The organism is Enterobacter sp. BNK-18 (assembly GCF_047456135.1).
GTDB classification, from domain to species: Bacteria; Pseudomonadota; Gammaproteobacteria; order Enterobacterales; family Enterobacteriaceae; genus Enterobacter; species Enterobacter ludwigii.
The window spans coordinates 3,668,245-3,682,887 of the sequence record NZ_CP179899.1; the positions used below are offsets into that span (position 1 = coordinate 3,668,245).

General features: G+C 53.8%; 8 protein-coding genes, 2 tRNA genes, 2 rRNA genes and 1 riboswitch. Of the genes, 2 read left to right on the forward strand and 10 right to left on the reverse strand.

Going from position 1 to position 14,643, the window contains the following annotated elements:
• Positions 1 to 13: 13 nt before the first annotated feature.
• From ACMGG3_RS17705 to btuB, 6 genes are all read right to left on the reverse strand, one after another.
• A 23S ribosomal RNA gene (locus tag ACMGG3_RS17705) occupies positions 14 to 2,920 on the reverse strand.
• Between the two features lie 180 nt (positions 2,921 to 3,100).
• Positions 3,101 to 3,176 (reverse strand) — tRNA-Ala (locus tag ACMGG3_RS17710).
• Positions 3,177 to 3,214: 38 nt separating this feature from the next.
• Positions 3,215 to 3,291 (reverse strand) — tRNA-Ile (locus tag ACMGG3_RS17715).
• A 70-nt stretch (positions 3,292 to 3,361) separates the two neighbouring features.
• Positions 3,362 to 4,901, reverse strand: a 16S ribosomal RNA gene (locus ACMGG3_RS17720).
• Together the 16S and 23S rRNA genes with 2 tRNA genes alongside form the textbook arrangement of a ribosomal RNA operon.
• Positions 4,902 to 5,285: 384 nt before the next feature.
• A complete protein-coding gene (gene murI, locus ACMGG3_RS17725) occupies positions 5,286 to 6,137 on the reverse strand; it encodes a glutamate racemase (RefSeq protein ID WP_020883936.1) in 852 nt (283 codons plus the stop codon).
• Positions 6,082 to 7,929, reverse strand: a complete 1,848-nt coding sequence (gene btuB, locus ACMGG3_RS17730) for a TonB-dependent vitamin B12 receptor BtuB (protein ID WP_371006798.1) — start codon at positions 7,927 to 7,929, stop codon at positions 6,082 to 6,084. Before btuB ends, murI begins: the two co-directional genes overlap by 56 nt.
• A 65-nt stretch (positions 7,930 to 7,994) precedes the next feature.
• A riboswitch (cobalamin riboswitch) is annotated at positions 7,995 to 8,171 on the reverse strand.
• Between the two features lie 104 nt (positions 8,172 to 8,275).
• On the opposite strand from btuB, the gene trmA reads away from it, so the two are divergent.
• Positions 8,276 to 9,376, forward strand: a complete 1,101-nt coding sequence (gene trmA, locus ACMGG3_RS17735; protein WP_041162909.1) for a tRNA (uridine(54)-C5)-methyltransferase TrmA — start codon at positions 8,276 to 8,278, stop codon at positions 9,374 to 9,376.
• A gap of 41 nt (positions 9,377 to 9,417) precedes the next feature.
• Here the strand turns inward: trmA and ACMGG3_RS17740 are convergent, their stop codons facing one another.
• A complete protein-coding gene (locus ACMGG3_RS17740; protein WP_020883939.1) occupies positions 9,418 to 9,777 on the reverse strand; it encodes a YijD family membrane protein in 360 nt (119 codons plus the stop codon).
• Between the two features lie 9 nt (positions 9,778 to 9,786).
• A complete protein-coding gene (fabR, locus tag ACMGG3_RS17745) occupies positions 9,787 to 10,425 on the reverse strand; it encodes an HTH-type transcriptional repressor FabR (RefSeq protein ID WP_008501784.1) in 639 nt (212 codons plus the stop codon).
• 196 nt (positions 10,426 to 10,621) lie between these two features.
• Here fabR and sthA point away from each other — a divergent pair, with 196 nt between their 5' ends.
• The gene (sthA, locus tag ACMGG3_RS17750; RefSeq protein ID WP_414149344.1) at positions 10,622 to 12,022 is read left to right on the forward strand and encodes a Si-specific NAD(P)(+) transhydrogenase; all 1,401 of its coding nucleotides are present in this window, start codon (positions 10,622 to 10,624) and stop codon (positions 12,020 to 12,022) included.
• Here sthA and oxyR read toward each other — a convergent pair.
• Both oxyR and argH read right to left on the reverse strand, forming a co-directional pair.
• Positions 12,005 to 12,922 (reverse strand): DNA-binding transcriptional regulator OxyR, encoded by a 918-nt coding sequence (gene oxyR / locus ACMGG3_RS17755; protein WP_414149345.1) that lies wholly within the window; start codon positions 12,920 to 12,922, stop codon positions 12,005 to 12,007. The genes sthA and oxyR overlap by 18 nt on opposite strands.
• A gap of 325 nt (positions 12,923 to 13,247) precedes the next feature.
• The gene (gene argH, locus ACMGG3_RS17760; RefSeq protein ID WP_014172177.1) at positions 13,248 to 14,621 is read right to left on the reverse strand and encodes an argininosuccinate lyase; all 1,374 of its coding nucleotides are present in this window, start codon (positions 14,619 to 14,621) and stop codon (positions 13,248 to 13,250) included.
• Positions 14,622 to 14,643: the final 22 nt, after the last annotated feature.

A 14,643-nucleotide genomic window follows, 5' to 3' on the forward strand; every position in this document is an offset into this window, starting at 1 on the left:
TCTTCGGCGTTGTAAGGTTAAGCCTCACGGTTCATTAGTATCGGTTAGCTCAACGCATCGCTGCGCTTACACACCCGACCTATCAACGTCGTAGTCTTCAACGTTCCTTCAGGAGACTTAAAGTCTCAGGGAGAACTCATCTCGGGGCAAGTTTCGTGCTTAGATGCTTTCAGCACTTATCTCTTCCGCATTTAGCTACCGGGCAGTGCCATTGGCATGACAACCCGAACACCAGTGATGCGTCCACTCCGGTCCTCTCGTACTAGGAGCAGCCCCCCTCAATTCTCCAGCGCCCACGGCAGATAGGGACCGAACTGTCTCACGACGTTCTAAACCCAGCTCGCGTACCACTTTAAATGGCGAACAGCCATACCCTTGGGACCTACTTCAGCCCCAGGATGTGATGAGCCGACATCGAGGTGCCAAACACCGCCGTCGATATGAACTCTTGGGCGGTATCAGCCTGTTATCCCCGGAGTACCTTTTATCCGTTGAGCGATGGCCCTTCCATTCAGAACCACCGGATCACTATGACCTGCTTTCGCACCTGCTCGAGCCGTCACTCTCGCAGTCAAGCTAGCTTATGCCATTGCACTAACCTCCTGATGTCCGACCAGGATTAGCTAACCTTCGTGCTCCTCCGTTACTCTTTGGGAGGAGACCGCCCCAGTCAAACTACCCACCAGACACTGTCCGCAACCCGGATCACGGGTCTACGTTAGAACACCAGCCATTAAAGGGTGGTATTTCAAGGTTGGCTCCACGCAGACTGGCGTCCACGCTTCAAAGCCTCCCACCTATCCTACACATCAAGGACCAGTGTTCAGTGTCAAGCTATAGTAAAGGTTCACGGGGTCTTTCCGTCTTGCCGCGGGTACACTGCATCTTCACAGCGAGTTCAATTTCACTGAGTCTCGGGTGGAGACAGCCTGGCCATCATTACGCCATTCGTGCAGGTCGGAACTTACCCGACAAGGAATTTCGCTACCTTAGGACCGTTATAGTTACGGCCGCCGTTTACCGGGGCTTCGATCAAGAGCTTCGCGTTGCCGCTAACCCCATCAATTAACCTTCCGGCACCGGGCAGGCGTCACACCGTATACGTCCACTTTCGTGTTTGCACAGTGCTGTGTTTTTAATAAACAGTTGCAGCCAGCTGGTATCTTCGACTGATTTCAGCTCCACCCGCAGGGGCTTCACCTACATATCAGCGTGCCTTCTCCCGAAGTTACGGCACCATTTTGCCTAGTTCCTTCACCCGAGTTCTCTCAAGCGCCTTGGTATTCTCTACCTGACCACCTGTGTCGGTTTGGGGTACGATTTGATGTTACCTGATGCTTAGAGGCTTTTCCTGGAAGCAGGGCATTTGTTACTTCAGCACCGTAGTGCCTCGTCATCACACCTCAGCGTTAATAAGGAACCGGATTTACCTGGAACCTCCGCCTACATGCTTAAACCGGGACAACCGTCGCCCGGCTAACATAGCCTTCTCCGTCCCCCCTTCGCAGTAACACCAAGTACAGGAATATTAACCTGTTTCCCATCGACTACGCCTTTCGGCCTCGCCTTAGGGGTCGACTCACCCTGCCCCGATTAACGTTGGACAGGAACCCTTGGTCTTCCGGCGAGCGGGCTTTTCACCCGCTTTATCGTTACTTATGTCAGCATTCGCACTTCTGATACCTCCAGCACCCCTCACAGGACACCTTCAACGGCTTACAGAACGCTCCCCTACCCAACAACGCATAAGCGTCGCTGCCGCAGCTTCGGTGCATGGTTTAGCCCCGTTACATCTTCCGCGCAGGCCGACTCGACCAGTGAGCTATTACGCTTTCTTTAAATGATGGCTGCTTCTAAGCCAACATCCTGGCTGTCTGTGCCTTCCCACATCGTTTCCCACTTAACCATGACTTTGGGACCTTAGCTGGCGGTCTGGGTTGTTTCCCTCTTCACGACGGACGTTAGCACCCGCCGTGTGTCTCCCGTGATAACATTCTTCGGTATTCGTAGTTTGCATCGGGTTGGTAAGCCGGGATGGCCCCCTAGCCGAAACAGTGCTCTACCCCCGAAGATGAGTTCACGAGGCGCTACCTAAATAGCTTTCGGGGAGAACCAGCTATCTCCCGGTTTGATTGGCCTTTCACCCCCAGCCACAAGTCATCCGCTAATTTTTCAACATTAGTCGGTTCGGTCCTCCAGTTAGTGTTACCCAACCTTCAACCTGCCCATGGCTAGATCACCGGGTTTCGGGTCTATACCCTGCAACTTAACGCCCAGTTAAGACTCGGTTTCCCTTCGGCTCCCCTATACGGTTAACCTTGCTACAGAATATAAGTCGCTGACCCATTATACAAAAGGTACGCAGTCACCCCATAAAAGAGGCTCCCACTGCTTGTACGTACACGGTTTCAGGTTCTTTTTCACTCCCCTCGCCGGGGTTCTTTTCGCCTTTCCCTCACGGTACTGGTTCACTATCGGTCAGTCAGGAGTATTTAGCCTTGGAGGATGGTCCCCCCATATTCAGACAGGATACCACGTGTCCCGCCCTACTCTTCGAGTTCACAGCCTGTGTGCTTTCGTGTACGGGACTGTCACCCTGTACCGTGCGACTTTCCAGACGCTTCCACTAACACACAAGCTGATTCAGACTCTGGGCTGCTCCCCGTTCGCTCGCCGCTACTGGGGGAATCTCGGTTGATTTCTTTTCCTCGGGGTACTTAGATGTTTCAGTTCCCCCGGTTCGCCTCGTTAACCTATGTATTCAGTTAACGATAGTGTGTCGGAACACACTGGGTTTCCCCATTCGGACATCGCCGGGTCAAAGGTTCATATCACCTCGCCGGCGCTTTTCGCAGATTAGCACGTCCTTCATCGCCTCTGACTGCCAGGGCATCCACCGTGTACGCTTAGTCGCTTAACCTCACAACCCGAAGATGTTTCTTTCGATTCATCACCGGTTTGCGAAAATTTGAGAGACTCGAACACACATAACATGTGTGTCGTTTCAATTTTCAGCTTGATCCAGATTTTTAAAGAGCAAAACTTCGCAGTGCACCTTTTCAGGTTCACTCTGAAGTTTTCTTGTTTTCGCAGTAAAAGATGGTGGAGCTATGCGGGATCGAACCGCAGACCTCCTGCGTGCAAAGCAGGCGCTCTCCCAGCTGAGCTATAGCCCCATCGTATGACCAACCTCTTCAAATCTGCATGACAGATTTGGTAGGCCTGAGTGGACTTGAACCACCGACCTCACCCTTATCAGGGGTGCGCTCTAACCACCTGAGCTACAAGCCTGTAGAGGTTTTTTACTGCTGTTTTTCATCAGACAATCTGTGTGAGCACTACAAAGGCAGGTTCTTTAAGGTAAGGAGGTGATCCAACCGCAGGTTCCCCTACGGTTACCTTGTTACGACTTCACCCCAGTCATGAATCACAAAGTGGTAAGCGCCCTCCCGAAGGTTAAGCTACCTACTTCTTTTGCAACCCACTCCCATGGTGTGACGGGCGGTGTGTACAAGGCCCGGGAACGTATTCACCGTAGCATTCTGATCTACGATTACTAGCGATTCCGACTTCATGGAGTCGAGTTGCAGACTCCAATCCGGACTACGACGCACTTTATGAGGTCCGCTTGCTCTCGCGAGTTCGCTTCTCTTTGTATGCGCCATTGTAGCACGTGTGTAGCCCTACTCGTAAGGGCCATGATGACTTGACGTCATCCCCACCTTCCTCCAGTTTATCACTGGCAGTCTCCTTTGAGTTCCCGGCCGGACCGCTGGCAACAAAGGATAAGGGTTGCGCTCGTTGCGGGACTTAACCCAACATTTCACAACACGAGCTGACGACAGCCATGCAGCACCTGTCTCAGAGTTCCCGAAGGCACCAATCCATCTCTGGAAAGTTCTCTGGATGTCAAGAGTAGGTAAGGTTCTTCGCGTTGCATCGAATTAAACCACATGCTCCACCGCTTGTGCGGGCCCCCGTCAATTCATTTGAGTTTTAACCTTGCGGCCGTACTCCCCAGGCGGTCGACTTAACGCGTTAGCTCCGGAAGCCACGCCTCAAGGGCACAACCTCCAAGTCGACATCGTTTACGGCGTGGACTACCAGGGTATCTAATCCTGTTTGCTCCCCACGCTTTCGCACCTGAGCGTCAGTCTTTGTCCAGGGGGCCGCCTTCGCCACCGGTATTCCTCCAGATCTCTACGCATTTCACCGCTACACCTGGAATTCTACCCCCCTCTACAAGACTCTAGCCTGCCAGTTTCGAATGCAGTTCCCAGGTTGAGCCCGGGGATTTCACATCCGACTTGACAGACCGCCTGCGTGCGCTTTACGCCCAGTAATTCCGATTAACGCTTGCACCCTCCGTATTACCGCGGCTGCTGGCACGGAGTTAGCCGGTGCTTCTTCTGCGGGTAACGTCAATTGCTGCGGTTATTAACCGCAACACCTTCCTCCCCGCTGAAAGTACTTTACAACCCGAAGGCCTTCTTCATACACGCGGCATGGCTGCATCAGGCTTGCGCCCATTGTGCAATATTCCCCACTGCTGCCTCCCGTAGGAGTCTGGACCGTGTCTCAGTTCCAGTGTGGCTGGTCATCCTCTCAGACCAGCTAGGGATCGTCGCCTAGGTGAGCCGTTACCCCACCTACTAGCTAATCCCATCTGGGCACATCTGATGGCAAGAGGCCCGAAGGTCCCCCTCTTTGGTCTTGCGACGTTATGCGGTATTAGCTACCGTTTCCAGTAGTTATCCCCCTCCATCAGGCAGTTTCCCAGACATTACTCACCCGTCCGCCACTCGTCACCCGAGAGCAAGCTCTCTGTGCTACCGTTCGACTTGCATGTGTTAGGCCTGCCGCCAGCGTTCAATCTGAGCCATGATCAAACTCTTCAATTTAAGTTTGATGCTCGTGAATTAAACTTCGTAATGAATTACGTATGTTCACTCAGAGACTTTGGTATTCATTTTTTGTCCGAAGACATTAAGAATCCATGTCACTTTGAGTGCCCACACAGATTGTCTGATAAATTGTTAAAGAGCAGTTGCGACGCGGCTTACAGCTCACCGTCGCGAGGTCACGTATATTACGTTTTCCTCATTCAGAGTCAAGCATTTATTTTTGCTTTTCTCTGTTGGTGTTCATCTCTGAACCCCGCTAACCCGGCGGCTTGTAAGCCGTTGTTCCGTGTCAGTGGAGGCGCATTATAGGGAGTTCTCAGACGTTGACAACCCCTCTTTTAAAAAAAACGTTCAACCGTCTCTTTTTTGCTCAAAATCGTGCTACAGCGCCAGTTTTTCGAGCGTTTCAAAGCCATAACGGCGTAAAACGGGCAAAAGTTGCTCGGTCTCGTTAGTGATGGCCATACAAAAAGCGATGTTTGCATCGGCAGATTTAGCATCCGGAGCTTCATGTTCCAGCAACCAGGCTGTACGTCGGGCTATAGCCGCCCCCGAATCCACCAGCCGTGTGCCCTCAGGCAGAACTTCTAATAACTCTTCCTGTAATAGAGGGAAATGGGTACACCCCAGCACAACGGTGTCCGGTGGCTCCGGCATCCGCAGCCACGGGCGGAGAATACGGCGCAACTCTTCGAGCGGCACTGCCTTTCCGTGTAGCTTCGCTTCGGCGATCTCGACCAGTTCCGCCGAACCGAGCATCGCAATCTGGCATTCGTTGGCAAAGCGGTCGATTAACTCGCGCGTATAAGGTCGCTTCACCGTGCCTCGCGTTGCCAGTAAACCAACAATGCCGTTTGCCGTCAGACGCGCGGCAGGCTTTATTGCAGGAACAACGCCCACAACCGGGAACTGGAATTTTTCGCGCAATGCAGGAAGCGATACTGTACTGGCCGTGTTACAGGCGATGACCGCCAGCGAGAGGGGATAACGCTTTTGTACCGCGGTGACGATTTCAACCACACGCTCAACAATAAAGTCTTCACTCTTTTCCCCATACGGGAACGCGACGTTATCAAAGGCGTAAATATAATGGAGATCCGGCAGGAGATGTCGGATCTCATCATAGACCGAAAGCCCACCGACGCCGGAATCAAATACCAGCACGGTGGGACGCGGATTAGAAGGTGTAGCTGCCAGACAAGGTGTATTCCCGTCCTGCAGTTTGGTAGCCATAAACTGTCTCGTAATCTTTGTCGAACAGGTTGGCTATTTTACCACGAACTGTAAGGTGAGAGGTGACAGGATATGAAACTGCGACATCCCACAGGCTTACGCCGCCCATTTTCACCTTTTCAGACGGGTAGGTACCAAAGTCAGTGTCGTAACGTGTTCCCAGGTAGTGGTAAGTCAGGCTCCAGTCGAATTCATAGACCTGCGTATCAAGCTGATACTTCACCTGCTGCTTAGCCCGGCGATCCAATAGCTGGTTTGTTGCCGCATTGCGTGCATCCACGTAATCGTAACCGACCGTATGAGTCAGTGGACCTGTATCAAAGGACGCTGTGGCTTCAACCCCTTTAATACGCGCCTTGCCTACGTTGTAGTATTCCTGAAGGTTGTTATTAAAGTCGATCAGGTTATCAACGTCATTGCGATAGGCCGATACGCGCCAGTTCACGCCAGCCGTCAGGCCTTCGAACGCGCCTTCCCACTGTTTACTCTCCTCAGGATCAAGATGGTCGTTGCCATAGAAACCATACAACTGCCCGAGGTTGGGTGCTTTATAGGCAGTGCCATACGAGGCAATGAATCGATAACCTTCAATGAACTCCCAGCCCGCACTGCTCTGCCAGGTGCCATGGCGACCAAACTGAGAGTTATCGTCGCTACGCGCTGCCCCTTCCAGGGTAAAGTCGCCAAACTGCTGCAGCGCAGTCAGGTAGACGCCGGTGTTACGCAGGTCATAGCCGTTTGTGACATAGCTTGTTCCTGGTTCGGTGCTCTGCTTCTGCCAGTCGACACCTGCGCCAATATTGCCATGGCCCACCTCAACGGAGTTGGTCCACTGCACGTTGTACTGTTTGATCTCATCCAGCGTGGCATTGGAATCATAACGTCCCAGATGCGGGTCGTAGTTATAATCTTTGCTGTGGCTGTAGCTGGTGAGAAGTTGTGAATGGACGACGTCATTATTAAAGCGCAGCCCAGCGTCCCAGGTCTGGCTATAGAGCTGGCGAGTATCAACCAAAACATCAGGCGTAAATGAACTGTAATAGCCGTCATAGGCGGTACGGTTGCTGTAGCCATAGCCGCGAACGAACCCGCTCCACTGATCAGAGAAAGCATGCTCCAGCGCACCGTAGAGGGTTTTATTCATAAAGCCGTCACGATCGGTCTGGGCCAGACCACCGTTGTTACCATCCGCAACCACGTCAAAGCCTTTGGTATAGGTATAATCACCCGCCAGCGTCACGCGCGTGCTGTCACCCAGGGTTTGCTGAGTGCTGCCGCCGTAATTTTGGTAGCCATGCGAGCCTACGCCCGCATTCAACGTCGTGCCGTCCTTCGCGCGGGTAGTAATAATGTTCACTACGCCACCAATCGCATCAGAACCATAGACTGCAGAGCGTGGCCCGCGAATATATTCAATGCGCTGCACCAGGGCGATCGGGAACTGACTGAGATCGGACGACCCCGTTACCCCAGCCTGGTTAAGACGGATCCCGTCGACAAGAATAAGAACATGACTGGAATTAGTTCCCCGAATAAAAAGAGAGGAAAGTTGCCCCATTCCGCCGTTTTGGGCGGTATCCACGCCAGGCAAGCGACGCATAACGTCAATGACGGTGTTTGCCTGCCAGCGATCAATATCCTCGCGCGTCACCACAGACGTTGGTGCAAGAACGGTATTAACAGGTTGCTCAAAACGGTTTGCTGTCACCACCAACGAGTCGTCGCTATCCTGCGCCCAGCCCGAAAATGCCGTGACGGACAACGCCGTCAACAGCGATACTTTTTTAATCATTGTTAAAGCATCCACAATATAAGAAGGATGCCGCAGGCTTCATCTATAGCACGCGATGACGAAACCAAATGCGACGTGATCCCGGCAGGTCTTCGGGCTAGGTGGCGTTTTGCGGATGAAGACTTCCCATTTTCACAGTGTCTACAATTCTCATCCCGCCAGTCTTTACCGCTGCGCGTCAGCTCCAGATTTTCACTGGATTCCCTTTTCACTCTCAGGAGACCGGAAACAGAATGCTACAATTAGACACGTATAGATGTCCAGATAGCTATTGGCCATTAAATCTGGACATCCACTGCACAATCCCTACAATCCCCGCGTAATTCTTTATCACTCAGGACGCATCATGACCCCCGAACACCTCCCAACAGAACAGTACGACGCACAGCTGGCAGAGAAAGTTGTCCGCCTGCAAAGTATGATGACGCCTTTCAACGCGCCCGTTCCTGAGGTGTTCCGCTCGCCCGTTAGCCACTACCGCATGCGTGCGGAGTTCCGCATCTGGCACGACGGTGACGACCTGTACCACATCATTTTCGATCAGCAGACGAAGTCCCGCATTCGGGTTAACAGCTTCCCGGCGGCGAGTGAACTCATCAACCAGCTCATGACGCTGATGATCGACGGCGTACGCAACAACCCTGTGCTGCGCCACAAGCTGTTCCAGATTGATTATCTGACCACACAAAGCAACCAGGCGATTGTCTCTCTGCTGTATCACAAAGCGCTGAATGACGAATGGCGCGAGCAGGCAGAAGCGCTGCGCGATGCCCTGCGCGCGCAGAACATCAACGTTCACCTGATTGGTCGTGCGACAAAAACCAAAATCATGCTGGATCAGGATTTCATCGACGAACGTCTGTCGGTGGCGGGAAAAGAGATGGTGTACCGCCAGGTTGAGAACAGCTTTACCCAGCCAAACGCAGCAATGAACGTACAGATGCTGGACTGGGCGCTGAAGGCGACCGAAGGGTCAAAGGGCGATCTGCTAGAGCTGTACTGCGGGAACGGCAACTTCTCCCTGGCGCTGGCGCGTAACTTTGAGCGCGTCCTGGCGACGGAGATTGCCAAGCCGTCCGTTGCCGCTGCACAGTACAACATTGCCGCCAATCACATCGACAATGTGCAGATCATTCGTATGTCTGCAGAAGAGTTCACGCAGGCCATGAATGGCGTACGACAGTTTAATCGCCTGGAGGGGATCGATCTGAAGAGCTACCAGTGTGAGACGATTTTTGTCGATCCGCCGCGCAGTGGCCTGGACAGCGAAACCGAGAAGATGGTGCAGGCGTACCCGCGTATTTTGTACATTTCCTGTAACCCGGAAACGCTGTGCAAGAATCTCGAAACATTAAGTCAGACGCACAATGTTGAACGTCTGGCTCTCTTCGATCAGTTCCCGTATACGCACCATATGGAGTGCGGCGTACTTCTCACCGCGAAGTAACGTGATGGCAGGCAGGTCAACCTGCCTGCAACCCCACTCTCTTACTCCGGCAGCTCGTGCTTGCGGCTACGCATGCGCGAGCCAATCCAGAACACCAGTGCCACGGAAAGTACCGCCGGCAGGAAGTTAGAACCGATATCCGGATACTCTGCACGCACCACGGTGCTATACAGCAACACGCCAAGAATAAAGCAGGCCGCGGCCAGCCCAGGCAACCCGACCGGCATGGTGCGGTTCAGGTAACGCTGATGCAGACAGTACACCGTCAGCACCAGCGCAATGAGCGGGAAAATAGAAAATGGAACGATCGAGCTGAACACAGCCGCAAACGTGCCATTAATTGATAAGCCAGCGATCAATGCCAGCAACAGCGTACCCTTATCCTGACCTGACTGTTTCATTACTCACCTTCACTCTTCGGTTTGATGTGCCAGTTTCTCTTGTTCACGGCGATACCAGTAGTACGCGCCTTTGGAGATCATCCTGAGCTGTAATACCAGTCGCTCTTCGAGCTGCTTGCGTTGTTCGATGCTGACATCCAGCGCTTCGGCACCCGCGCTGAAAACAATCGTCACCATCGCCTCAGCCTGTGCTTCAGTGAACGCACGCGGCATATGGTTTTCGAGTTCAAGATAGTCGGCAAGTTCCGCGATAAAATGCTGAATTTCACGCGCCACAGCGGCACGGAACGCGGCTGATGTTCCGGAACGTTCCCGCAACAGCAGGCGAAACGCGTTGGGGTTATTGCCAATAAATTCCATAAAGGTCGACACAGAGGTGCGGATCACGCTCCCCCCTTTAGCGATACGCTGCCGCGCCTGGCGCATAAGCTGACGCAGCATCAGACCGCTCTCGTCGACCATGGTCAGACCCAGTTCATCCACATCACGGAAATGACGATAGAAGGACGTTGGCGCAATCCCGGCCTCGCGCGCAACTTCACGCAGGCTTAAACTGGCAAAACTACGCTCGGCACTCAGTTGACTGAATGCGGCTTCCACCAGCGAACGCCGGGTTTTCTCTTTTTGTTGTGCTCTTACGCCCATCACGATAGTTGAATCCTTCCAAAGGCCTGATGGCACTATACCAGAGAATAAAATTAATCTGTTTGCCTGGCTTTGTGAATGATTGTTTACGTACGGTTTGTGCTCCACTGCCGGAAAAAAGCACAACGATAATTGGGTTACTCAGGCAATGATGTTATGATTCTGTTGCTTTTATGTATAAGAACAGGTAAGCCTTACCATGCCACATTCCTACGATTACGACGCAATTGTGATAGGTTCCGGCCCCGGCGGCGAAGGCGCTGCTATGGGACTGGTGAAACAGGGAGCCAGAGTAGCGGTGATAGAGCGCTACCATAACGTTGGCGGCGGTTGCACCCATTGGGGCACCATCCCTTCCAAAGCCCTCCGCCATGCCGTTAGCCGCATTATTGAATTTAACCAGAACCCTCTTTACAGCGACCACTCCCGACTTCTTCGTTCCTCCTTTGCTGACATCCTGAATCATGCGGATACCGTTATTAACCAGCAGACACGGATGCGCCAGGGGTTTTATGAGCGTAACCACTGTGAAATTTTGCAGGGCAATGCGCACTTTGTTGATGAACACACCCTGGCACTCGAATGCCACGACGGGTCGGTCGAAACCATCACGGCGGAAAAATTTGTCATCGCCTGTGGTTCACGCCCGTACCATCCGGCAGACGTGGACTTCTCCCACCCGCGCATTTACGACAGCGATTCCATCCTGAGCCTGCACCACGAACCCCGTCATGTGATTATCTATGGCGCAGGGGTGATTGGCTGCGAATATGCGTCGATCTTCCGGGGCATGGACGTGAAAGTTGACCTGATCAACACCCGCGACCGCCTGCTGGCCTTCCTCGATCAGGAAATGTCAGACTCGCTCTCTTACCACTTCTGGAACAGCGGCGTGGTGATTCGCCACAACGAAGAGTACGAGAAAATTGAAGGCTGCGACGACGGTGTGATCATGCATCTGAAATCGGGTAAGAAGCTGAAAGCAGACTGCCTGCTGTACGCCAACGGCCGTACCGGTAACACCGATTCTCTGGCTCTGGAAAATATCGGGCTCGAAACCGACAGCCGCGGTCAGCTGAAGGTGAACAGCATGTACCAGACAGCCCTGCCGCATGTGTATGCCGTCGGTGATGTTATCGGTTATCCAAGCCTGGCTTCTGCAGCATACGATCAGGGACGCATCGCGGCGCAGGCGCTGGTGAAAGGCGAAGCGACGGCACATCTGATCGAAGATATTCCGACAGGTATTTATACCATCCCGGAAATCAGCTCCGTCGGGAAAACCGAGCAGCAGCTGACGTCAATGAAGGTGCCTTACGAGGTGGGTCGCGCACAGTTTAAACATCTGGCGAGGGCACAAATCGTGGGAATGAGCGTGGGTACGCTGAAGATCCTGTTCCATCGCGAGACGAAAGAGATCCTCGGTATTCACTGCTTTGGTGAACGCGCGGCGGAGATTATTCATATCGGCCAGGCGATCATGGAGCAAAAAGGTGGTGGTAACTCCATCGAGTACTTCGTTAACACCACCTTCAACTACCCGACCATGGCGGAAGCCTATCGGGTCGCGGCACTGAACGGCTTAAACCGCCTGTTTTAACGCATTGTCAAAATGGCCATCCATCGAACCACGGATGGCCTCTGCCAGCTGCTCATAGCGGCTGCGCAGCGGTGAACCCGGACGATAAACCAGACCAATGGTACGACGTGGCTCTGGTTTAATGCATGGCAGATAAACCACGCCGTCACGTTTACGTACGCGCGGCACGGCCAGTGCCGGCAGCAATGTGATCCCACTGCCCGCCGCCACCATATTACGCAGCGTTTCAAGGCTGGTTGCGCGGAAATGGGTATCCTCGTCAGCACCCGCTTCGAAGCAGAATCCCATCGCCTGATCGCGCAGGCAGTGACCATCTTCCAGCATCAGCAGTTTTTCACCGGCCAGATCGGCCATCGGCACACGATCGCGGTTCGCCCACGGGTGATCTTCATAGATCGCCAGCATCATGGGCTCATCAAACAGCGGCACTTCGATAAAAGCTTCGCTCTCTTTGACCAGCGCCAGAATGGCACAGTCGAGCTTGCCGCTGTCTAACTGCGCCAGCAGCTGATGGGTTTGCGCTTCATGCAGATACATTTCGAGTTTCGGGAACGTCTGATGCAGCATTGGAATGATGTGCGGCAACAGGTACGGGCCAACGGTTGGGATCAGGCCAATATGCAACGGGCCGGACATCGCCTCCCCCTGCTGGCTTGCCATTTCCTTGAGCACTTTGACCTCGCGCAGCACGGTGCGCGCCTGATCCACCAGCAGCAGACCTGCCTGGGTGAACAGTACCTTACGACTGGTGCGCTCCAGCAGCATCACGCCCAGCTCGTCTTCCAGCTTGCGGATCTGGCCGCTCAGGGTAGGCTGGCTGACGTGGCAGGAATCTGCCGCGCGGCGAAAATGGCGGTGCTCGGCTAGTGCTACCAGGTATTCAAGATCACGAATATTCATTATTCATCCTCCGTCGCCACGATAGTTCATGGCGATAGATAGCATAGCAACGAACGATTATCCCTATCAAGCCTTCTGTTGAATAATACACCACATAGACGAGGCGGCACGTGTTTGACCCTTGACGTCCCCGCACCGTCAGCGAGTTTCTCTCAAAACTCGAACAACTAAAGCCAACGTGAACTTTTGCGGACCCCGTGGTCCGCTTTTTTTTGCGTAAAAAAGCCCGGGGATAAAAGCAAAATGGCAACCGAAGTTGCCATTTATAGTGTTTACGCCCTCTCCCCGTGGGAGAGGGCGGGGTGAGGGCACCAGCCCGCACTCATCAAACCAGCCGGTTTTTCGCATCCGCAATCGCCTGCGCGACCTGCTTCGGTGACACGCCGCCTTTCGCTGCACGCTTATCCAGACAAGACTGCAACGCCAGAATCGGATACACATCATCACCGATAACCGCACTGAATTTCTGCAGGTCGGTCAGCGGCAACGCTTCCAGTGCCTTACCCTGACGAATGGCTTCAACCACCGCTTCACCGACAATATGGTGCGCTTCACGGAACGGTACGCCTTTCGCCACCAGGTAATCGGCAAGCTCGGTCGAGTTTGCATAGCCCTGCTGCGCCGCTTCCTGACAACGCGGGCGTTTCACCTGAATGCCATCCAGCACCAGCGCGCCCATATGCAGGCAGTCCAGCCAGGTATCGAGCGCGTCGAACAGCCCTTCTTTGTCTTCCTGCATATCTTTGTTATACGCCAGCGGCAGCCCTTTCAGGGTCATCATCATGCCGGTCAGCGCGCCCTGCACACGGCCACACTTACCGCGGATAAGCTCCAGCGCATCCGGGTTTTTCTTCTGTGGCATCAGGGAGGAGCCTGACGTCACGCGGTCAGACAGCTCAACAAACCCGGCTTCACCGGAGTTGAAGAAAATCAGGTCTTCAGCAAAGCGCGACAGATGCACCATGCCGATAGACGCATTGGAAAGCAGCTCCAGCACGTGATCACGGTCAGAGACGCTGTCCAGGCTGTTACGGGTGGCTGAAGCAAAGCCCAGCCAGCCTGCCAGCTGGTCACGGTCGATTTCATAGGCCGTCCCTGCCAGCGCACCGCTGCCCAGCGGGCTCACGTCCAGACGCTTCAGGGTATCCTGCAGACGGCTTTCATCACGCGCCAGCATCTCAACGTAGGCCAGACACCAGTGCGCAAAGGTTACCGGCTGCGCGCGCTGCAGGTGGGTATAACCCGGCATCACCGCGTCCTGATTGTTCTGCGCGGTTTCCACCAGCGCACCCTGCAGCTGACGGTTGGCTGCCAGCAGTTCACCAACGGTATCCTTACACCACAATTTCAGATCAGTCGCGACCTGGTCGTTACGGCTACGCCCGGTATGCAGTTTTTTACCCAGCTGGCCGACTTTATCGATGAGTTTCCCTTCCACCCAGCTGTGAATATCTTCCGCATCGCTGGCGAGGATCTGCTGCGGGTCCAGACGCACCTCTTCCAGCAGGTTATTCAGCGCCTCTTCCAGCTGCAGCTGTTCGTCTGCGGTCAGGACGCCCACGGTGACCAGCGCTTTGGACCAGGCCACAGAGCCGACGATATCCTGCTCGGCCAGGCGGTAGTCGAAGCGCAAAGAGTCGTTGAACTGTTTGAACCGCTGATCCGCTGCCTGTGTAAAACGCCCACCCCAAAGTGCCATAACATGCTTCCTTAATATCTTT